This is a genomic window from Pandoraea norimbergensis, assembly GCF_001465545.3.
Taxonomy (GTDB): Bacteria; Pseudomonadota; Gammaproteobacteria; order Burkholderiales; family Burkholderiaceae; genus Pandoraea; species Pandoraea norimbergensis.
The window spans coordinates 2,471,649-2,491,752 of sequence record NZ_CP013480.3; the positions used below are offsets into that span (position 1 = coordinate 2,471,649).

Genomic DNA, 20,104 nt, shown 5'->3' on the forward strand with positions numbered 1-20,104 from the left:
CTTTTTTCACCCCTGACATCACGACATCACTGACGTCCTACGCCACACGACATCATGAAAACCATTGTCGCTTCGTTGCTCGCCACTGCCGCCGTCGTTCTGACGCCTGTCACCCATGCGGCAGAAGGTATGCCGCCTGTGCCCGGTGCCGCGTTGTCGGCGGCCGGTGCTGAAGGTCTCAACCCGTCTGCGACGCCCGTCCCCACGGTGTCCGCTGCCCAGATGGCCGCCAACAAGCAGGCCGTCCTCGCGTTCTACGAGGCGGGTCTGAATCGCAAGGACTTCGAGGCGGCGCGTCAGTATCTGGGCACGCAGTACATTCAGCACAACCCGAACGCGGCCGACGGCGTGGAAGGCTTCGGCAAGTTTCTTGATTTCCTGCGCAAGAACCAGCCGGATTCGCACAGCGATATCGTGCGCGCCTTCGCCGACGGGGATTACGTGATTCTGCACGTGCGCAAGGTGCCGCACCCGGGCGACGCGCCGATTGCCATCGTCGACATCTTCCGTCTCGACAAAGGCAAGATCGTCGAACACTGGGACGTGTCGCAGCAGGTGCCCGCCAAGACGGTCAGCGGCAACCCGATGTTCTGATCCGTATCGCTGCGAGCGGTGACGTTTCAGGTCTCGCCTGAAATTACCCGCTTGCAGTGTTCGAGATAGGCGGCTTCGTGCTCGCTCATCAGTTGCACGACGCTATTCCATAACCATACGGGCGCGTCGATCGACTTCGAGCGGTTGCGTTGCAGTTCCGTGAGCCACGAGCGGCAGGTGGCATCGTCCATTTGCCGCGCGTGGGCTTGTCCCACCACGTGCGCGAGGTAGTGCGAAATCTCGGCGGCGTCGTTGACGGTGAGCGTTTCGATACTGAGCTTGAGATCCTGCGGCAGCAACTCGCGAATGATGATCGACCGATCCATCATGCGCGCCGCACGCATGCGGTCGCCGAGAAACGGCGAGAGATGCTGCGCCCCTTTGACGACCCGCTCGGCGTTGTCGCGCGGCATGCGAACACCGGGGTAGCGCGGCGCGGCGGCTTTCACGCCTTCCTTCAGATCCATCAGGCAAAGGTCGTCACCTTGCACGACACCGCCGTCCACATCCAGCAGCACCGCGTAGCGCAATCGTCCCAGCGAACTGCACCCCTTGACCCAATACGCAGCGTCGAGCACTTCGACATGGCCGTCGTCTGGGCGCCCACGCAACTCGGTCGCGAGACGCGCGATGGTCTCCCGCTGAAAGAGCGCGTCGATCTCGTTCGTCTCTGTCTTGCTCAGCGGCCAGAAGCGCCGGCCTAGCGGAATCGTGGGACGGATATCCTCGATACGCTCCAGCGCCAGATGTTTCCACGAGCGTTTGGTTGCCTGACGCATGATCAGATCGACCACTTTCGGGCGTTCGTAGTCATCCTCGGCGGCTGCGTTCTTCTTTCCCTTGGCGGACTTGCTGCTCGCCTTGCCGCCACGTTTTCCGTTGCGCTTGCGCCCGTTCCCACTCTCGTCATCCGGGGTATCACCGCGTTCGAACGCCGACTCGTAGCCGTGCGTGAGCGCTTCGAGCATATGGATGACGGTGAGGCCGGAGAGAGACGAACCGCGCGCAGCGCTCGCCAGCGACAACGCCAGTCGCACGAGATCGTGAACGGGGTTGCCGATGACGGTCTGATCGAGATCGCGAATATGGACTTCGACATGGCCGCGCGCGTTGGCCAGCGGCCCGAGATTGCCGGTGTGGCAGTCACCGCAGATCCAGATGGCAGGCCCCTGCGGCAAATTGACGTCCGCGTTGCTTAGCCATTCATAAAACCGGATTGTGCTGCCACGGACATAGGCGTGAGGCGAGCGCGCCATCTTGCGCGCCCGTTCGCTGGTCAGGCGCGCCAGCCGCTCGTCCGGCGTGGCCCAACTGTGCTTTTTGCGGTGCTTGCCGTTTGCCATCTCGTCAGCTCCCTGAGCGCACACCGCGCGGGCCACGGTGTTGAATCGTGGTCCCGCGCGGCGTTGCATTGCCCTCAGTGTCAGCGAAATGGCAACTCAGTGGCAAGTCACCAGCGAATTCACCACGTCGGCAAGCGTTGTGGTGCCTTGACGCGGCGTGCCCTCAAAGCTGAGCCAGCCCGCGTTGAAGCCGTCAAGCATTTGCGTGCGCGGAATCGGGTTGTGCATGCCTTGCGCTTTGAAGCGGGCTTCCCATTCGGCACGCGGCACTTCACGGGCTTCGATGGGGCGGCCGAGTGCAAGGCCCAGCGCGTCGGCCAGTATGGCTGGCGATACCAGTGCGGGGCCGGCCAACTCGATCACGCGTTTGCCCTCCCACGGCTCGCACAACAGGTGCGCCGCCGTGCTGCCGACGTCGGCGGTCGCCACCATCGGGATCGCGCGATCCAGCGGCGTGAGATAGCTTTCCAACACGCCGTCCGTGCGGGCGCGTGCCACATCCCACGCGGCGTTCTCCATGAACCATGCCGCACGCAGGAACGTGATCGGCAGCGCCAGGGCACCGAGGTGTTGCTCCAATTCCGACAACTGGGAGAGCAGGCTGGTTTGCGTGGCTTGCGCACCCACGGTCGAGAGGCAGACGACACGCGAAGGGCGAGCCGCTTGCAGTGCCTTCGATACCGCCGTGATGACGGCACGCGACTCGGCAAAGTCAGGTGACGGATCGAAGGTCGGCGGAAGCAGCACGAACACCGCCTCTGCACCGGTGAAGGCACGGGTGAGCGCGTCGGCGTCTGTCATGTCGGCGAGTGCCACATCGCAACCGCGCGCCTGCCACGCCGCACCCTTGGCGGCATTGCGCACCACGGCACGCACGGCCTCGCCTTGGGTCAGCAACGTTTCGGCGAGCGCGCCGCCGACTTGACCGGTAATTCCTGTAATGGCGTACATCTCAAATCCTCTGAACACTGCGGTCCACACCGCGTTGGACGCCATTGTCGGTATCCGCGTTACATTTCGCGATAACATGAGTGTCATTTTATTCATGCCAAAGCGGCATGTGACACAGCAGGCCGAGGAGCGACCACATGTCAGCATTCGACGAACGCATGCTCAACGGCATGAGCGTGTTCGTAGCGATCGTGGAGGCGGGGAGCTTTGCCGCCGCGGGCGAACGCCTCGATATGTCCCAGCCGGGGGTGAGCCGGGCAGTGGCCCGACTTGAAGCGCGGCTGGGCATCCGGTTGTTCGACAGAACGACGCGGGTGGTCTCGTTGACGGACGAAGGGCGGCGCTTCTATGCGCAGGTCACGCCGTTGCTGGCAGGGCTGGAAGATGCAGCGGCGACCGCGTCGGGCGGCGCCACCGCCGTGCGCGGGCGATTGCGCGTGAACATCGACCCGTTCTTCTCGCGGCTGATCCTTGGGCCGAGCCTTGAGGCGTTCCTCACGCAACACACGGCGCTTCGCCTTGAGCTGATCACGCGCGACAGTCTTGGCGATCTGATTGCCGACGGCTTCGATCTGGCGGTGCGTTTCGGTGTCCCGCCCGATTCGACGCTCGTGGCGCGCAAGCTGCTCGATACGCCCATTCGAACGGTGGCCGCGCCGAGCTATCTGAAACGTTGTGGACGTCCGCTCAAACCGCAAGACCTGTCGGGCGATGCGCACACGTGTATCGAATTCCGTGACCCGCAAACCGGCCGGCCGTATCCGTGGGAATTTCATCGCAAGCGCAAACAGCTGGTGGTTCCCACGCACGGCCGACTCGTCGTCAACGATGCCGGTACGCTGCTGAGCGCATGTCTTGCCGGTTACGGCATTGCACAGGTCATGGGGTTCGGCACCGATGTGTGGCTTGAGAGCGGCGAACTGGTCGACCTGTTTCCCGACTGGCCCGATGAACGGTTTCCGCTAAATGCCTACCATCCGTCGCGTCATCATCCACCCGCCAAAACACGGGCGTTTCTCGACCTCGTCACCTCGCTGACGGCACAAGCCTGAGTTCAGGGATCAAGCGTTGTCGCCACAAATCGTCGCGATTTGCTCGCGCAGCCAGCGATGCGCGGGGTCGACATCACGTCGCGTATGCCAGACCGCCTGAAACGCGAAGGCGGGAATCGGGAACGGCGGCGGGAAGCGTCTCAACTGCCGATCGTGACGCAGATGTGCGACCGCGCGCTCGGCGACGGTGAGCACGAGATCGGTACCGGCGATCAACTCGGTGGCAACGCTCCAATGCGGCATCGCGACGGCGACGCGGCGCGTTTGCCCCTGATCGGCGAGTGCCAGATCGATTTCGTTGGCAGTGTCCGGGCGCATCGCCACGAGCACATGAGGCCGCGCCAGCCACGCGTCGAGCGTGAGTGCGCCGCGCGCTGGCAGGGTGGCCCGATCGGCCACGCAGACGAACGATTCGTCGAACAGCGTCTGCGCCAGCAACTCGTCCGGCAGATCGTGAAACACGCCGAGCGCCAGGTCGATTTCACCATCGAGCAATTGCGTCACCATCGCCTCGCGGCTCGTCTGCGAAATCGCCAGATCCACCCCCGGTGCCTGCTCACGCAAGCATCGCGTCAACGCCGGGAGTGCCACCCGGGCACCGTAATCCGACAACGCAAGACGGAACGTGCGGCGTGCGCGCCGGGCGTCGAACGCGGGGGCATGCAGCAGCCCTTGCAGTTGGGCGAGTGCATCGTCGAGCGGGCGTTGCAGTTCCTGCGCGCGGGCGGTCAGGGCAAGGGCGCCGTCGCGCCGAACCAGCAGCGGATCGTCGAAGATTACGCGTAACTGCCCCAGCGCATGGCTGACCGCAGGCTGGCTCCGGTGCAGCCGAACCGCCGCGCGGGACACGTGGCGCTCTGCGAGCAACGCGTGCAGCGTCAACAACAGGTTGAGGTCGATCCTGCGCAGGTCATCCATTGGCTATCCATCAGACGAATAGTTTGCGTACGAATTTCGAATTTCCATTATTTGAATGGATGATGCACCCTCAAGGCAAGTCATGATTTACGCCAAAGGAGGTCACTTCATGAACGCATCCTTCGCTCCCTCGTTCTCGCCTGCGGTGTTGTTGCCGCTGGTCGTCGCCATGCTGGCGGGCGCCGTCGTGCCATTTCAGGCAGGCAGCAATGCGGCGCTCGGCCGTGCGCTGGGCCATCCGTTGTGGGCGACGGTGGCATCGTTGCTGGTGAGCCTGATCGTCATCCTGCCGGTGTTGATCGGCATGCGCGCGGGCGTGCCCGATCTCGGCCGGGCGGCCGGCGGGCCGTGGTGGCTGTGGATCGGTGGTATTGCCGGGGTCGCTTACATCACGGCAGCACTGATCCTGACACCCCGGCTCGGTGCGGCAAATTTCATCGTCTGTGTGGTGGCGGGGCAGGTCGTCGCGTCGCTCGTCATCGATCACTTCGGATTGATGGGGCTGGCGCAAAAACCTGCCAACCTTGCCCGTATCGCAGGCGTTGGCTTGATCGTCGCCGGCATGCTCGTGGTGCAGTGGGGCACGAGCGCGCCGGTGAAGTCGATGGCCGGGCAGGCCGTCGGCTCGTAAGCCTACCTGCCGCTGTCACCCATCCGCCACCCATCCGTCGTCAATCACCGGCCGTCATGCAGCATTCGCGGCGCTTGCTCCGAACTGCGCATCGACGGCCGCCACGGCATCCACCAACTGCTGTGCCAGCGCGGGCGACGCGCTGGTCATCGGTGCACGCAGTACGTCGGCCAGCAAACCCTCGCGCGCCAGCCACGCCTTCACCGGAGCGGGATTCGCCTCGGCGAAGAGCAGCCGCACCACCGGCATCAATGCGTGAAACAGCACCCGCGCCACATCGAGTTGCTGAGCCTGCACGGCGCGATATAGCGCGACGAAATGCGACGGACGGCAATGCGACGACGCGATGATCGCGCCATGGCCGCCCATCGAGAGGGTCGAGAGCAGTTGGTGATCTTCGCCTGCGAGTACCGACAAGCGTCCGTCTGCGATCAGGGCCTGCGTCGTGGTGGCATTGCCGCCGCAATCCTTGATGCCGCGAATGTTGTCATGTCCCGCCAGCGTGAGGAGGGTGTCGAGCGTCAACGTCGAGCCGGTGCGATACGGAATGTCGTAGAGCACGATCGGCGCACGCGAGCGGTCGGCCAGTGCGTGGAACCAGTCGATGAGCCCCGCCTGTGACGGCCGGATGTAATACGGTGCGGGCGCCAGCACCCCCGCGAGCGGCAGCGCATTGAAGGCATCCAGCCGCGCCAGCGTGTGTCCCAGGTGATTGCCCGCCAGTCCGGCGATCACGGGCAGGTCGCCCGCCTCAGTCAACACGGTGTCGAACACGGCGAGTTGCTCGGCGTCATCAAGCGCGGCAGCTTCGCCGGTCGTGCCGCAGATCACCAGACCGGCAATCCCAGAGCGGCGATAGTGGGCGACCAGCCGGCGCAATGCGGCGTGGTCGACCGGTGCGTCGGCGGTGTTCGCGCTACCGGGTAGAAAAGGCGTGACGAGCGGCACCCATATCCCGCGAAACGCCGGCGCTTGGCCGCGTGACGCGAGTTGTGCCATGGATTGCGAGGCCGAATGTGAAGCCGACGAGGTAGCGGCGTGCGATGTGTGTGACGGCGTGTCCTGCATGAGTGTCTCCTGACAGTTCCAAAACGACAAACGTGTGATGACCTGTACGGCAAACCGTTCAGCAGGACGACGTGAATCGCGAGACGCGTGGGGAACTACAGGGCAGGCGGGCGAGGTGCGCAAGGGCGCGGGCGGGACTGCCGGGTCCACGTGGCTATTCCGTCGCTCAACTGACGGAACAGCACGCTCCGGTCAGTTGAGCGACTGTTTTTTAGCTTTGACGAACGCGCCTGGCTGCCGCGTGGCGGCAACACTTACTGCGTTCAAGAGAAGGGCGCTGAAATTCGTCATGCGGTGACTCTATACGCAGCGCGCGGGTGACGTCAAGCGCGCCGTCTTAAAAGTTCACCGCGTGCGATGCGCCTCCCGACGCCCCGCGCAGGCACGACCCGGCATTGAAACTTTGTAGCGGCGGGCGGCACCGCATAGAAAAGTTCGATCACGTCATGACGAACGGTGCCGTTGAATACGTAGTCGAATGGGCATCTATCGTCGCCATCCGTTGTCGTCAACCTTGGGAGGACAGAATGCAGACACGACACCTCAACATGTCCGGCGCGTGCCTCGCCGCCGCAACCTTGTTGTTCAGCACCTGGACGTTTGCGCAGGAACTACCGAAAGGAGAGCCCGCACAGGGCGGTGGCGATGAGATAGGGGTCGCCGGGGGCGGCGTGGACGTAACACACGCCGCTGCACAAGCCCAACGCACCGCGCAGCCGACGGCCGGTCCTGACGCCGAGTTTGTCGACAAGGCGCAGCAGGCGGGCAAGGCCGAAGTGCAGGCCAGTCAGGTCGCGGTGCAGCGCTCCACCAACCCGGCCGTCAAGCGTTTTGCACAGCAGATGGTCACCGACCATAGCAAGGCGAATGAAGCGCTGCGGCAGCTCGCTGCGAAGAAGGGGGTGAGTGTCCCCAATGACACGGCAGTCAACCCCGACATCGAGGCGCTCAAACAGAAAAAGGGACACGCGTTCGATGTGGCCTATATGGCGCTGGCAGGGCCCGACGCGCACGAGCAGGCCGTCCAGCTTTTTTCGCTCGAAGCGGATAAGGGACAGGACGCAGACTTGCGCGGATTCGCACGTCAGACGTTGCCGACCATTCGCCATCACCTCAGCAAAGCCCGCGAAGTTTCCGCAAAAGTCGAAATGGGGAAATAAGGCGATGTCGCTGCGTCAGACACCCTGGGTAGCCGCCAGCAATTGCCCGCACAACTGCATCGCGACGTCGGGGCCAGTGATGTTGGTGAAGCCGAGGAGCAGACCCGAGCGCGCCGGAAGACGGGCACCTGATACCCCTCCCATCTGCCAATTGCTGACAGCTTGTACCGCCAGCCCCTGTTGCTGAGCGGCGGCGACCAACGCCTTGTCATCGCGTGCGCGCGGCAGGCTGGCCAAGGCATGGATGCCGCCAGCTTGCGGCGCAACGCTTAGCGTGTCGTCAAACACTTGCGACAGTGCGTCGACGAGAAAACCGCGCCGCTCGCCGTAGAGCGCGCGCATCTTGCGCAAGTGCCGGGCGAAGTGGCCTTGCGCCATGAAGTCAGCGACGGTGGCCTGCAACAGAATCGAGCCCGGGCCGGGCAGGTGCTTCGCCGCATCGCGGAAGCGGTCGATTTGCGATGCAGGCACGACCAGATACGCCAGCCGAAGTCCCGGGAACAACACCTTGCTGAAGGTGCCTGTGTAGAGCACACGGTCGTCACGGTCCAGACTCTTGAGCGCGGGCAGCGGGCGGCCATGGTAGCGAAACTCGCTGTCGTAGTCGTCTTCCACAATCCATGCATCGCGCTGGCTGGCCCACTCCAGCAGTTGGAGCCGGCGCGGCAGCGACAGCGTGACGCCCGTCGGACTCTGGTGCGTGGGCGTGACCACGGCAAAGCGTGCGTTGCCTGCCCGCTTGAGTCCTGCTGCCACGTCGAGACCTTCCTCATCGACCGGCACTGGCGCCAGACGCATACCGGCGCCTTCGAGAAAATGCCGCGCGAACAAATAACCGGGGTCTTCGTACCAGCCGGTATCGCCGGGCCTCAGCAGCGTGCGGCAGACCATTTCCAGCGTGCCAAGGTGACCTGCGGTGACGAAGACCTGCTCATGGGTGCAGGCAATGCCACGCGAGATGCCCAGATAGGTGGCAATGGCGCGGCGTAGCGGATCGTAGCCGGTGATATCCGGGTAGATCAGCGCGGCGGTGTCCATGACTCGCGCGTTGCGGCCTGCCAGTCGCGACCACGTCTTGCGCGGAAAAGCATCGAGCGCGGGCAAGCCAAGCTGGAACGGGCGGGGTGTCGCGACAGCCGGTGCGCTCCGTGGCGGGGTTGCGGGCGGCGGCGCGGCAGCGGGGCTGGCCTCCCCAAGACTCTCAAGGCGGGGCGAGATGAAAGTGCCTGCGGCGCCGCGCGCGGTGAAATAGCCCTCGCTGGTCAGCATCTGATAGGCCAGCTCGACGGTGCCTCGTGCCAGATTCAGTTCGCTGGCGAGGCTGCGCACTGACGGCACACGCTCACCCGGGCGCAGCTTGCCTGCCGCGATCACGTCGAGATAGCGCCGGTACAGTTGCAGATAAATCGGGGCGTCCTTCTCGCGGTTAGACGTCAGCCCGGTCAGCTCAGTCAGCTCATGCAGTTCCATGCGCGATGTCCTAGTCGATCAGTCGATTCTTGTATCTGTTCGACAGGACATGATTTTCCTAAAGTATGGGTTCCGCGACAAGCAAATCCCACTTGGAGTCAGTCATGAGCACCCTTCGTTTGCCGTATTACACCCTGTCCGCCGAGGCCTATCAGGGGTTCGCCGCCACCAAGAAAGCGCTGTCGAAAAGCACGCTCGGCAAGCCGCTGGTCGAATTGGTCTACCTGCGCGTTTCCCAGATCAACGGCTGTGCGTTCTGTCTGGAAATGCATTCGAAGGCGCTGCGCTCGGACGGCATGGCCGATGCCAAGATCGACAGTGTGGCCGGCTGGCGTGTGAGTTCGCATTTCGACGCGCGCGAGCGTGCCGCGCTGGCGTGGACGGAGTCGCTGGTGGATGTGGCGCATACCCATGCGCCGGATGAAGATTTCACACCGCTGAAAGCACACTTCAGCGATGCCGAAATTGCCGATCTGAGCTTTGCCGTTGCGCTGATGAGCGCGTTCAACCGTCTGGCGATCGGTATGCGTCAGTAAGTGAGGCGGCTTACCCCAGCGTCTGCGTCGGCCAGACCATCTCGATCTCGATGGCGATGGAGCGTGCCAGCCCGTCGAGATCCGGGAACAGCGAGGCGTTGGTGACGTTCATGCGGTACAGCCACTTCATCGCTTCGGCCCGCAGCGCTACGGGCAGCACGATCTTGCGCAGCAACGGCTCTTCGCTTTCGTAACCATCGAGAATGCGATGCAGCGGGCGGTCGATCACACCGGGCACGACGAACGTGCCCGATTGCGCGATCAGCCGTCCATCCATCTCTTCGGGCTCGCCGAACCACACCACCTCGTTGTCGTTACTGAGGAAGTACTTCTCCATATTGCCTTTCACGCGCGGGTCGATCGTGTCGCGCGTGAGCCACGGGGCATGACGCGGCCGGGCGCTGTCGTCATAGAGCGCGGGCGTGTTCAGCGCGAAGATGGCCGCGTCGCTGGTGGCGCGTTCCAGAGCAAAGAAGGCCGCCACGAACGGCGATTTGGTGAAGTCGAGCATGCGTGTCGGCGCGCCGTGGTGCTGCATCAGGCCGAGGCAACGCAGGTCGTCGTGCAGCATCTCCGGCAGCTTGACGTGGTTGAGCGCCTTGCGACGGAAGATGCGAATCGCCCGGGCTTCGCGGCTGCGCCATTGCTCTTTGTCGGAGACATAGGCGTGCAGATAGCGCGACAGCGAACTTTGCGGATGCCAGCGGGCGTCCTGCTGGCCGCGAAAGGCCCACCCTTCGAAGCGGGAGGACAACTCCATGAAATCCTTCCAGCTCGAAATGACGGTGGTTTCCATGGCGGACGCGATCCTTGTAGTGGCTTTCTTATTGGGGTGAAGCGCCACACCCCGGCAAGCGAGACATGGCGTCGGCCACTATAGTACGGCGCGTGTGACAGCTCAAGCGCGTTGCCTAATTTGCGTCATTTCGATGCGGCGCCCGCCCATCAGTTGCCTGCTACGGCCGAGACGATCCGCGCCCCAAGATACAGCCCGACGCCAAACACGCCGTGGGTCATCAGGCTTCGCAGACGTGCCTGCACGGGGGCGGGCGTCTTTGATGCCGCCACACCAGCGCCAAAAGCGGGCTGCATGACGAAGAACGGCACGGCGACGGTGGCGATGCCGAAAGCCAGTGCGGGCAAGATTGTCGGCACCTGAAGCCAGCCCGGCCCGGTCAGCGCAACGAGGCACACGCTAAAGCCCACGCCGATGGCGTAATGCGCGAACCATCCCAGCGCGCGCTCCCCGGTAACCGGTGTAGCTCGCCCGATACCCGCATGCGCAAATCGCCCTGCGGCCATATGCCCCAGCCAGCGCCCAACCATGGCGTAATCCAGCGATGTCATACCGAACACGCGGCGCAGCAGCCACGCCCATAAATCCACCGCGATGGTGGCGATCACACCGATCGCCACGGCTTGGACGGCCAGCGCAAGCCAAGTTGAAGTCATGTCTGAAATCTCTCTCGTAGGCGTTGATACAACGGCAACCTGCGCGCCGTGATTGAGGCACTATACGAACTCAAGTCAACTTGAAGTCAAGCGGAGTGACTGACATGACACTGGACATTGGGGAAGTGGTCGAGCGCGCGGGCGTGCCGCCGTCGACCTTGCGGTATTACGAAGAGAAGGGATTGATCGCCGCGACGGGACGTCACGGGTTGCGCCGCCAGTACGACGACTCCGTACTCCAGACGCTGGCGTTGATCGCACTGGGACGCACAGCGGGATTCTCACTCGATGAGATCGCCGGCATGTTGATGCCCAAAGGAAAAGCGAGCATCGACCGGATACGGCTGCAAGAGAAAGCCAACGAGATCGACGGCACGATCCGGCGGCTGAGTGCGTTGCGCGATGGCTTGCGTCACGCTGCGCAATGCCCGGCCACCGAGCATCTGGCATGCCCGCAGTTCCGGCGGTTGCTGAAACTGGCAGGCACGCGGCGCACGGCACATGAGCCGCAGGTACCGGCACGCGCCAAGCCCCGCGTTTCCTCCCGGGCGACAGGCACCAAGGGCGATTGATCGCCCCGGTGCCCACATCCTTATTGCATCGGGCAGACCGTCGAGAGACTCCCCGGTGCATCCGGTGCGGCATGCAATGCCTTTTGCGTGGCCGGTGTGCCAATGAGCGCCATCAACCCGCAGGCCAGCGACCCACGCCAGTGGAAGTAGTCGTGGCCCGTGGGCGTCGACGCATACATCACGCGATAGCCCTTGGCGCGCAACACGTCGCGCATGTGGCGGCCGGACGTGCCGATGCCGGTCGGCCCGCGCCGGTCTTCGAATTGCCCGGACTCCAGATAGAACGTCACCGGCAGCTTTGGCCCATTTGCATACTGACGAATCAGCCAGCCCGTCTCGCGCGTGGCTGCGTCGCCCTGCGATGGTGCCCACCAGTAGGAGCCCGACTGCGACAACACGTTGCCGAACCACTGCGGCGCTTGTGACGCCGCCCACGCCGACGCGAGGCCGCCGTAGCTCGACCCGGCCACCACTGTGCGCGCTGCGGGTGCCGACACGCCTTGCGCCTTCGCCCACGGCATCAGTTCGTCGGCAAGAAATCGGGCAAACGCCGGGTTGGGCGGCAGTTCCTTGCCACGCGTGTTGCCATCGATGACGCCGACGATCAGTGCGGCCGTGCGCGGAATCCGGCCTTCGGCAATCAGGTTGTCCAGAATCACCGGCGTGGGCACGGTGTTCACATACGCATGCGCATCGAAGACGACGAGCAGGCCTTGCGCGTCATCTCCGGCGCGATAGCCTGCCGGTCGATAGACGTAGACGTCACGTGTGTTTCCGAGCACGGCGCTGGTGAAGCGCGTCGCCTGCACCGTGCCGGCCGGCACGTCGTCACGCCGCGCGATCCACGGTTGCGGCGGCGCGCCCGGCAAGGTCACCGACGACTTGGCGTTGCGCTTGCCGTCAAAGCTCTCGACTTCGAACGGATGGCGGTTGAGCGGATCGACCTGCAACGTCTTCAGGATGGCGCGACGGCGTTCCATGGCTGTGCCCTCGATGTCCGGCTCGTCGGGCGCGAGCTGATACGACAGCCGCGTGCTGGCGGGCACGACGTAGCTGCGATACCAGACATCGCTGTTGCCGAGTTGACGCATATCGTCGTAATCGCCGGACGGCGCGCCGAGAATGCGCACGCTGCGCGGGTGGCCGCGCCAGAGGAACGTGACCAGCGACGTGTTCTCGGTCTCGCGGCCGAGCAGCGAGGCGGGTTCATCGCCAGTCACGGCGCCCGGGGGCACCGTTTCGATCAGCGGCGTTCCTTTGATGCTTACGTCCTGCCAGAAGGCATCCGTATTGGCGCCGGAGCCGCCGGCACATAGCGCCGCATTCAGCACCAGCAGACGCGGGCTCACAAGGCCCAGCCGGTATTTCGGCGCTGCCGGATCACCGGCGCAAGCACCTTGCTGCGAGGCTTGCGCCACGTTCACTGGTGCACCGTGCGCCGCATTGACGGCGAGCGAGAGAAAGAGGGCAGCGGCGGCGCTGGCGGCGAGTGCAGCACGAGGTGTCGAAGGTGTCGGATGTGTCATATCGAACCTCAGAAGTCGATGCTGGTCGAGAGCTTGACCGTGCGGGGGGCGTTCTGAATCACGTAACCGTCGTTGAACGTGCCCGACCACGCGATGCGGTTGGTCACGTTTTCAACGGCGGCACGGAACACGACGGCCTTGCCATACACGCGGGTGGCATAGCGCGCGCCGATGTCATAGCGCGTAAAGCCGCCGATGCGCTGCGTGTTCGACGAGTTCACGTATTGGGCGCTGGTCGTGATCATGCGGCCCGAGACCGTCACACCGGGCACCCACGGCAGGTCCCATTCGGTGCCGAGGTTTGCGGTCCACTTGGGCACGCCGTACGGGGTGTTGCCGTTGTAGAGATTGCCGGCCGTCTTGGTCAGCTCGCCGCGGGTGTACGCCACGCCGCCCAGCACACGCCAGTGCGGCGTGAATTCACCGAACAGATTCCATTCCACGCCCCGGTTGCGTTGTTCGCCGTCCGGGTTATAGGTGTTGGTCGCCACGTCCTTGATCATGCTTGGCTTGGTGATCTGGAAGAACGACAGCGTGTTGGAGAAGCTGCCCGCATCCCACTTCACGCCGACTTCCGCCTGCTTGCTGCGGTACGGCGCAAAGATCTCGCCGTAGTTGGCGGCGCTCACGTCGGTGACCATGCCGCCTTGGGTGAGGCCTTCGATGTAATTGGCGTAGAGCGAGACGCTCGGCCCGAACGGCTTGAGCACGACACCGAATGCCGGTGTGATGGCGTTCTCGTCATAGCTCGACGTCTGCTTGCCGGTAGCGGCCGCAAACGCCTGCGCCCGCACGCGCTGGCTGCGCACCCCGGCGATCAAGGTGACGCGGTCTTGCCAGAACGACATTGTGTCTGCCAGCCCGAAGCTCGACAGCGTGGTGGTCGAGGTCTTCGGCGCACTGCCCGGGTCTTTGGCCAGCGTCGGATTCACCGGCGCGTAGATGTTCGAGTTGTAGTTGGCGCTCGTGGTGAAGACGTTGCCGCTGGTGATATCGAGCGAGGTCGCCGAGAGCGTCAGCTCGTGCTTGACCGGCCCGGTGCGGAACTTGGTCCGCACACCCGCATCGAGCGAGAGCGTATCGGTCCAGCCGCGCTGGAAATAGGTGGCGCCGGTGTAGCTGCCGTCCGGCTTGATCGGGCCCGTGCGCGTGCCGGTAATGAACCCGGAGTAGCGGTAGCTGAGCGCCCCGACACCGGCATAGGCCGTGATCGCGTCGGTCACGTCGACTTCGCCGCGCAGTTGCACGCCGGTGCTCTCGATATCGCCGAACTCACCGCGCAGCACGTTGGTGCCGGGCGATGGCGGGGCAACGACCTTGGTCGCGAACGTCGCCATCCACGGGCTGCCGCCTCTGAACTTCTCTGTGTCGGTATAGACATCGAGGCCGAAACGCGCGCGGTCGGTTTTCAGGTCAAGCGCCAGCGAGCCGAACTGGCGTTGCTTGTTCTGGCCGTCGAGCGTAGTGCGTCCGTCGCGCAGCGAGCCGTTGAAACGGATGCCGAATTCCTCGTTGTCGCCGAAGCGGCGCCCCACGTCGGCCTGCACGCCGAACTGCGAGTCGGACAGGTAGTCGGCGGTAATGCGAGTCAGTGGCGCGCTTTCGGCCTTCTTCGTCACCACGTTGATGGCGCCGCCCACAGCGCCCGACGGCGACATGCCGTTAAGCAGTGCGTTTGGGCCCTTGAGCACTTCCACGCGTTCGATGAATTCGACGGGCAGGTGGCCGTAAGGCGACACGCCGTACATGCCGTTGAGCGAGACTTCGTCCGCCGTCAGCGGAAAACCGCGAATGCTGAAGTTCTCGTACATGTGGCCGCTCGACGTGGTGAAGCGCACCGAGGGGTCGTTATCGAGCACATCGGCGAGCGTGGTCGCCTGTTGGTCCTGAATCGTCTTCGCGGTGTAGGACGTGATGCTGAACGGCACATCCATGTAGTCCTTGTTACCGAGCAGGCCGAGGCGGCCGCCACGCGCGACCTGACCGCCGTCGTAGGCTTCCGGCAAACCGACCGCCTGCGCCACGACATGGGTGGTCGGCAGCAGCACGCCGCCCTCGGCACCGGGCGGCGCGGCGGCGGTGTCTTGGGCGGCGGCGCGCAGCGTATAGACGCCGTTGCTGCCGCGCATGGCTTGCAACTGATGCGGCGCGAGCAGTTGATGCAGCGCGTCGTTCAGCGTGTAGTCGCCGTTGATGCCCGGGCTTTGCCGTCCTTGCGTGAGTGAGGCGTCCACGGCCAGCTCGATGCCAGCCGCATTGGCGAAGCGGTTCAGCACAGCGTCAAGCGTGCCGGGCGCGACCTGCCAGGCGCGGCGCACCTCGGAGGCGGCTTGAGCCGACGGCGCAGCGGCGGGGGCCGCGCTTGCGTGTGAGGCAGCACTTGCGGCGGCAAAAGCGATGAGCAGAGCAATCGCCGGACGCAGGGCGGCGGCAGAGGCGGTAGGGCGCAAGGGAACAGCTTCGGAAATCAACATCGGCATGCCTGTTGGTTCGGATCAAGGGATACCGGCGGCGGTTGCGGTGACACGAAGTCACACGTTGCGCCGGTGCATGCTTGGTATTCCGAACGAGATCGGCAAACCCGCAATCGAAAAGGCGAAAAAGTCGAAATATTTTTTGAGAGGCGGCGCTCCCGCTCCCGCTCCCGCTTCTGCTTCTGCTCCCGCTACTTCGCCTTGACGGTCACCCAGTAGCGGGTGCGATACACCGTCTCGACGGGCAGGCCGACGGCCAGACTGGCCAGCGCGCGGTCGGTATCGGCCAGCGAGAACACGCCACTCACGCGCAGATCGGCGACGGCGGCGTCGCAGCGCAGCACGCCATGCCGGTAACGGGCAAGCGTGTCGACGAGATCGCCCAGGCGAATGCGCTCGACGATGAGCTGGGTGCGCGTCCACGCAGCCGCGTCGGCGTTGGCGGGTTCCGGCGGGTCAATCGCATCGGCCGAGAACCTCGCGAGTTGCCCGGCATCGAGTCGCTGCGTGCGACCGGTCTCGGCGGTGCGCACGAGCACGATGCCGTCATAGACGGCGACTTGCGTGCGCTCGCCTTCGTCGCGTACCGAGAAGCGGGTGCCGATGTCGCGAATTTCGCCTTGGCGCGTCGCGACGATCAGTGGCGCTCGCGAAGCGCCGGAGGCGGTCTCGATGCAGATTTGCCCCCGTCGCAACGTAATACGCCGTTCGCCCGGCGTGATGCGAACGTCTGCCGCCGATGCAGTGTCGAGCCACAGACGCGTGCCGTCGGCCAGCACGAGGCTGCGAACTTCGCCAACGCCGGTGGCGTAATCTGCGGCGGCATACTCCCAGACGGAAGACCGCTGGAGCGCATAACCAGCGCCCGCAAGCGTGAGGAAACCGCCGAACACGCGCAGTGCGCGACGGCGTCCGGCCGGGGAGACGCGCGGCGTCGGGCGGGCGGTCAGTGTGTCAAAAGCGACGCGCGGCGGCACGGCCTCGAACTTGCGGCCGATGGCGCCGAGCCGTTGCCACGCGCGCTCGTGATCGGAATGCGCAGCGCGCCAGCGCTCGCACGCGGCAATATCGTCGGCGCTTGCCGAACCGGACCAGAGTCGCGCCAGCCAGACACTCGCCCGCTCGATGACTTCTGCCGGGAGTGGTGACTGCGGGGCCTGCTGCGAAGGGGGTGTCCGGGAAGCCGGGCGTCCTGCGCTCATGCGTCGCTCCCGTATTGCACGGCGTAGCATTCGCGCAGGGCGTGCGCGATGTACTTCTCGACTGAGGAGACGGAGACCTGCAATCGTTCGGCAATCTCGCGGTATTCGAGCCCTTCGAGCTTGCATAGCAAAAAGGCGGTGCGCGCCTTCGTCGGCAGGCGATGGAGCAGGGTGTCGATTTCGATGAGGGCTTCAAGCACGAGCGCGCGGGTCTCGGGTGACGGCGCCACCGGTTCCGGCAGGGCGGCCAGCGTTTCCAGATAGGCCGCTTCGATATCACGCCGGCGAAACAGATCGATCACCAGACAGTTGGCGATCCGGGCGAGATAGCGGCGGGAGTCTTCGGGTTGCGGCGCGCGTCCGCTCGAGAGCACGCGCAGATAGGTGTCATGCGCCAGATCGGCCGCGTCGAGCGTACTGCCCAGCTTCTTGCGTAACCAGCCACGCAGCCAGCCGTGATGATCGCTATAGAGCGCACTCACCTCGCGCTGAAAATGACTTTCCATGATTCCCCGTGTTCGCATGGCGCGAATGCCTCGGACAACGCCGCAGCGTGCTCGGGACAGACCGCTTGCGCGGCCAGCCAACGGCGGGATTGCGCTTCTCTGCGAATGATAATGATTCTTATTTATTCTAATCGGGAATGACGGGGCGACGCAATAGGCGTGACAGGTGAGGCAGATGCGACGGGCGCGACGAATAGGACATTACGGCGCGATCAGGCCGAGTCCGATGGCGCGGGCGACGGCGGCGCGGCGATTGGTGGCGCCGAGCTTCTTGACCGCGTTGGTGAGGTGAAAGGTCGCCGTGCGCTCGGAGATGGCGAGAATGCGTGAGGTCTCCCATGCGGTCTTGCCCGCGGCGGCCCATTGCAGGCATTCGGTTTCACGCGGTGTGAGGTGGATCGCGGGCGGCGTACTGACGCTGGTGCCGATCATGTCCTGAAGGCGAACCAGCGTGAGGAGGGCGAGTTGTGCGAGGGCAAGGACCGGGGCGTCAGCGGTATGGGACGAGTCGGCGACACCGGACGTTTCACGCGCCAACGCCGCGATGGCTTTGTCGATGGCCGTGTCGAGCAGGCGGTATTGGGGGTATTGGCGAAGCGTCTTGCGAAGGCCGTCGGTCATGGCGTCTCACGAATCAGAGAGTGTCGATACCCTCTATTCGGAGCGATGGATGAAAAGCGGAAGCGTTTTTGCAGTGAACGTTATGTTTCTGCGCGTCACGCCGCCCGCGCCGGTGCCAACTGCTGCGTGAGCGTTGCGAGCACGTCGTCTTGCGAGAGATCTGATGTGTCCACCGTGACATCGGCCAGCTGGTACAGGGCCTCACGGGCGTCGAGCATGCGATGGATGTGGTCGAGTGCTTCTTTGCGCAGGGCTTCGGTGGCGATACGCGCGTCATTCTGCTGCATCACGCGCTGGAAGTGCACTTCGGGACGGGCCTTCATCCACACCGTTTTGAAGGTTCGAAGCACCCGTTCGTACGTGGCCGCTTCGGAGACGATGCCGCCTCCGGTGGCGAGCACCACATGCTCGTGCCCGGCAATGATTCGCTCGATGCACTGGCGCTCGATGCGACGCATGGCCGCCTGACCGTACAGCGTGATGACTTCACCGATGGCGATGCCCGCTTCGCGCTCCACTTCCTTATCCAGTTCGATGAACGGCGCGCCGATGGACGCTGCAAGCCGGGGGCCGAGCGTGGATTTGCCTGCACCGCGCAAGCCGATCAACGCGATACGGTGGCCGCGTGCGGGCACGCCGACAGGGCCGGGCGTCACGATCTGGCGTCGCAGGCGGGACAGTGCCTCGGGTGATTGCTGTCGGAGGTATTCAATCAGCATCAGCAAATCGCCGTCATAGGCCATGCGCTCGGCGACCAGCGTTTCGACGGCGACGTTCAAGGCGTCGGCCAGCTTGTGCAGCACGGTGAGCGACACGTTGCCGGTGCCGGCTTCCACGCGCGCGAGATACGGCAGCGAGACGCCCGATTGCGCCGCGAGTTGTTTGCGCGTCATGCCGCGCTGGGCACGCAACGTGCGCACGCGTTGGGCCAGCAAAGCCAGCCTTGATGCGACGGTGGCGTCGACGATTTCGTCAGTTTCGGCGGCGTCGGACAGGCGTTTGACCATGGCTAGATAAGAGGGCGATGGCCCCTCTGGGAATTTCCGATAAATATACTATGAGATATCACGCTGGCGACGCGTGATGTTACCAATAGGCGCACATGCGTTGCCTGAAAATGCATTAAATTGCCTAATATGAGAAATTATCCCTGTTAACCCTGAATTGCATTGCACAAATCGCGCAAGAGGAAAAATATCTTATAAGATACTTTTCACGATTTGGAGCTGATGCAAACATGACCTATCCCCACCTGCGAGTGCGCGTCGACGACGCCATCGCGTATGTCGAACTCGACCGCGCCGCCAAGCGCAACGCCTTGTGCAATGCCGCCATCGATTCGCTCGAAGCGGCCTTTCGCGATTTCGACGACAGTGTGCGTGCCGTTGTGCTGACGGGCGCCGGCGAACACTTCTGTGCCGGGCTCGATCTGGCGGAGAACAGCACCCGCGATCCGCTTGACGTACTGCGTGTCTCCCAGCGCTGGCACAAGGTCTTTCACGACATGCAGTTCGGTGGCCGTCCCATCGTCGCCGTGCTGCAAGGCGCCGTGATCGGCGGTGGCCTCGAACTCGCGCTGGCCGCCCATGTGCGTGTCATCGAGCGCAGCGCATTCTTCCAACTGCCTGAAGGCAAGCGCGGCATCTTTGTCGGCGGCGGCGCGTCGGTACGTGTCGCGCGTATTCTTGGTCCTGACCGGATGACGGAAATGATGCTGACCGGCCGCCGCTACGACGCCGTGGACGGCGAACGGCTCGGCCTCGGCCACTATCTGGTCGATGCGGGGGCAGGACTCGCGCTCGCATCGCAACTCGCCCGCGAGACAGCGGCCAACAGCCCGCTGTCGAACTGGGCGACGATTCACGCACTCTCGCGCATTCACGACATGTCGATGGCCGATGGCTTGTTCACCGAGTCGGTCACCAGTGCGCTGATGCTTGCCACGCCGGAAGCGCGCGAGCGGATGGAACGATTCCTCGGTGGCGCATAACGCTTGCGCCTGCCGAGCCGCCCGCACTGTGGGCGGAA

20 protein-coding genes are annotated in these 20,104 nt (G+C 64.2%); 7 read left to right on the forward strand and 13 right to left on the reverse strand.

Translation table 11 applies throughout. The features are described 5' to 3' along the window. Positions 1-129 precede the first annotated feature (129 nt). Positions 130-594, forward strand: a complete 465-nt coding sequence (locus AT302_RS10855; RefSeq protein WP_064675211.1) for a nuclear transport factor 2 family protein — start codon at positions 130-132, stop codon at positions 592-594. A gap of 26 nt (positions 595-620) precedes the next feature. On the opposite strand, the gene AT302_RS10860 is transcribed toward AT302_RS10855, so the two are convergent. Both AT302_RS10860 and AT302_RS10865 read right to left on the reverse strand, forming a co-directional pair. Continuing rightward, on the reverse strand, positions 621-1,937 hold the full coding sequence (locus AT302_RS10860; RefSeq protein ID WP_058378451.1) for a DUF2252 family protein: 1,317 nt from the start codon (positions 1,935-1,937) through the stop codon (positions 621-623). A gap of 96 nt (positions 1,938-2,033) precedes the next feature. Beyond that, complete coding sequence (locus AT302_RS10865; protein WP_058378452.1) at positions 2,034-2,888, reverse strand: NAD(P)H-binding protein; 855 nt, start codon at positions 2,886-2,888, stop codon at positions 2,034-2,036. Between the two features lie 137 nt (positions 2,889-3,025). Here AT302_RS10865 and AT302_RS10870 point away from each other — a divergent pair, with 137 nt between their 5' ends. Further along, complete coding sequence (locus AT302_RS10870) at positions 3,026-3,940, forward strand: LysR family transcriptional regulator (protein ID WP_058378453.1); 915 nt, start codon at positions 3,026-3,028, stop codon at positions 3,938-3,940. A 9-nt stretch (positions 3,941-3,949) separates the two neighbouring features. Here AT302_RS10870 and AT302_RS10875 read toward each other — a convergent pair whose 3' ends face one another. After that, positions 3,950-4,858, reverse strand: coding sequence for a LysR family transcriptional regulator (locus AT302_RS10875; RefSeq protein ID WP_058378454.1), 909 nt, complete (start codon positions 4,856-4,858; stop codon positions 3,950-3,952). Between the two features lie 109 nt (positions 4,859-4,967). Between AT302_RS10875 and AT302_RS10880 the strand changes: the two genes are divergently transcribed. Beyond that, positions 4,968-5,489, forward strand: coding sequence for a DMT family transporter (locus tag AT302_RS10880; protein WP_058380254.1), 522 nt, complete (start codon positions 4,968-4,970; stop codon positions 5,487-5,489). A gap of 54 nt (positions 5,490-5,543) precedes the next feature. Here the strand turns inward: AT302_RS10880 and dapA are convergent, their stop codons facing one another. Beyond that, the gene (dapA, locus tag AT302_RS10885) at positions 5,544-6,488 is read right to left on the reverse strand and encodes a 4-hydroxy-tetrahydrodipicolinate synthase (RefSeq protein WP_058380255.1); all 945 of its coding nucleotides are present in this window, start codon (positions 6,486-6,488) and stop codon (positions 5,544-5,546) included. Positions 6,489-7,003: 515 nt separating this feature from the next. Here dapA and AT302_RS10890 point away from each other — a divergent pair. Further along, positions 7,004-7,717 (forward strand): DUF4142 domain-containing protein, encoded by a 714-nt coding sequence (locus tag AT302_RS10890; RefSeq protein WP_237172120.1) that lies wholly within the window; start codon positions 7,004-7,006, stop codon positions 7,715-7,717. A gap of 15 nt (positions 7,718-7,732) precedes the next feature. Here the strand turns inward: AT302_RS10890 and pdxR are convergent, their stop codons facing one another. Continuing rightward, complete coding sequence (gene pdxR, locus AT302_RS10895; protein ID WP_058378456.1) at positions 7,733-9,187, reverse strand: MocR-like pyridoxine biosynthesis transcription factor PdxR; 1,455 nt, start codon at positions 9,185-9,187, stop codon at positions 7,733-7,735. Between the two features lie 104 nt (positions 9,188-9,291). On the opposite strand from pdxR, the gene AT302_RS10900 reads away from it, so the two are divergent. Further along, positions 9,292-9,723, forward strand: a complete 432-nt coding sequence (locus AT302_RS10900) for a carboxymuconolactone decarboxylase family protein (RefSeq protein ID WP_058378457.1) — start codon at positions 9,292-9,294, stop codon at positions 9,721-9,723. Between the two features lie 10 nt (positions 9,724-9,733). Here AT302_RS10900 and AT302_RS10905 read toward each other — a convergent pair whose 3' ends face one another. Together AT302_RS10905 and AT302_RS10910 are read right to left on the reverse strand one after the other, a co-directional pair. Beyond that, positions 9,734-10,519, reverse strand: a complete 786-nt coding sequence (locus AT302_RS10905; RefSeq protein ID WP_058378458.1) for an FRG domain-containing protein — start codon at positions 10,517-10,519, stop codon at positions 9,734-9,736. A 149-nt stretch (positions 10,520-10,668) separates the two neighbouring features. Next, entirely contained in the window at positions 10,669-11,175 is a 507-nt protein-coding gene (locus AT302_RS10910; RefSeq protein WP_058378459.1) for a DUF2938 domain-containing protein, read from the reverse strand. 104 nt (positions 11,176-11,279) lie between these two features. Between AT302_RS10910 and AT302_RS10915 the strand changes: the two genes are divergently transcribed. Further along, positions 11,280-11,747, forward strand: a complete 468-nt coding sequence (locus AT302_RS10915; RefSeq protein ID WP_058378460.1) for a helix-turn-helix domain-containing protein — start codon at positions 11,280-11,282, stop codon at positions 11,745-11,747. 20 nt (positions 11,748-11,767) lie between these two features. Here the strand turns inward: AT302_RS10915 and AT302_RS10920 are convergent, their stop codons facing one another. The 6 genes from AT302_RS10920 to AT302_RS10945 form a co-directional block, all read right to left on the reverse strand. Continuing rightward, entirely contained in the window at positions 11,768-13,273 is a 1,506-nt protein-coding gene (locus AT302_RS10920; protein WP_058378461.1) for an enterochelin esterase domain-containing protein, read from the reverse strand. A gap of 8 nt (positions 13,274-13,281) precedes the next feature. After that, a complete protein-coding gene (locus AT302_RS10925) occupies positions 13,282-15,747 on the reverse strand; it encodes a TonB-dependent receptor (RefSeq protein ID WP_058380256.1) in 2,466 nt (821 codons plus the stop codon). A gap of 191 nt (positions 15,748-15,938) precedes the next feature. Next, a complete protein-coding gene (locus AT302_RS10930; RefSeq protein ID WP_058378462.1) occupies positions 15,939-16,949 on the reverse strand; it encodes a FecR domain-containing protein in 1,011 nt (336 codons plus the stop codon). Then, positions 16,946-17,455: a sigma-70 family RNA polymerase sigma factor gene (locus tag AT302_RS10935; RefSeq protein WP_058378463.1), complete on the reverse strand. Its 510-nt coding sequence runs from the start codon at positions 17,453-17,455 to the stop codon at positions 16,946-16,948. Before AT302_RS10935 ends, AT302_RS10930 begins: the two co-directional genes overlap by 4 nt. A gap of 201 nt (positions 17,456-17,656) precedes the next feature. Next, positions 17,657-18,076, reverse strand: a complete 420-nt coding sequence (locus AT302_RS28315) for a helix-turn-helix domain-containing protein (RefSeq protein ID WP_157125763.1) — start codon at positions 18,074-18,076, stop codon at positions 17,657-17,659. A 95-nt stretch (positions 18,077-18,171) separates the two neighbouring features. Beyond that, positions 18,172-19,083, reverse strand: coding sequence for a helix-turn-helix transcriptional regulator (locus tag AT302_RS10945; RefSeq protein WP_084656161.1), 912 nt, complete (start codon positions 19,081-19,083; stop codon positions 18,172-18,174). A 230-nt stretch (positions 19,084-19,313) separates the two neighbouring features. Between AT302_RS10945 and AT302_RS10950 the strand changes: the two genes are divergently transcribed. Further along, the gene (locus tag AT302_RS10950; protein ID WP_058378464.1) at positions 19,314-20,066 is read left to right on the forward strand and encodes a crotonase/enoyl-CoA hydratase family protein; all 753 of its coding nucleotides are present in this window, start codon (positions 19,314-19,316) and stop codon (positions 20,064-20,066) included. The last annotated feature ends 38 nt before the right edge of the window (positions 20,067-20,104 follow it).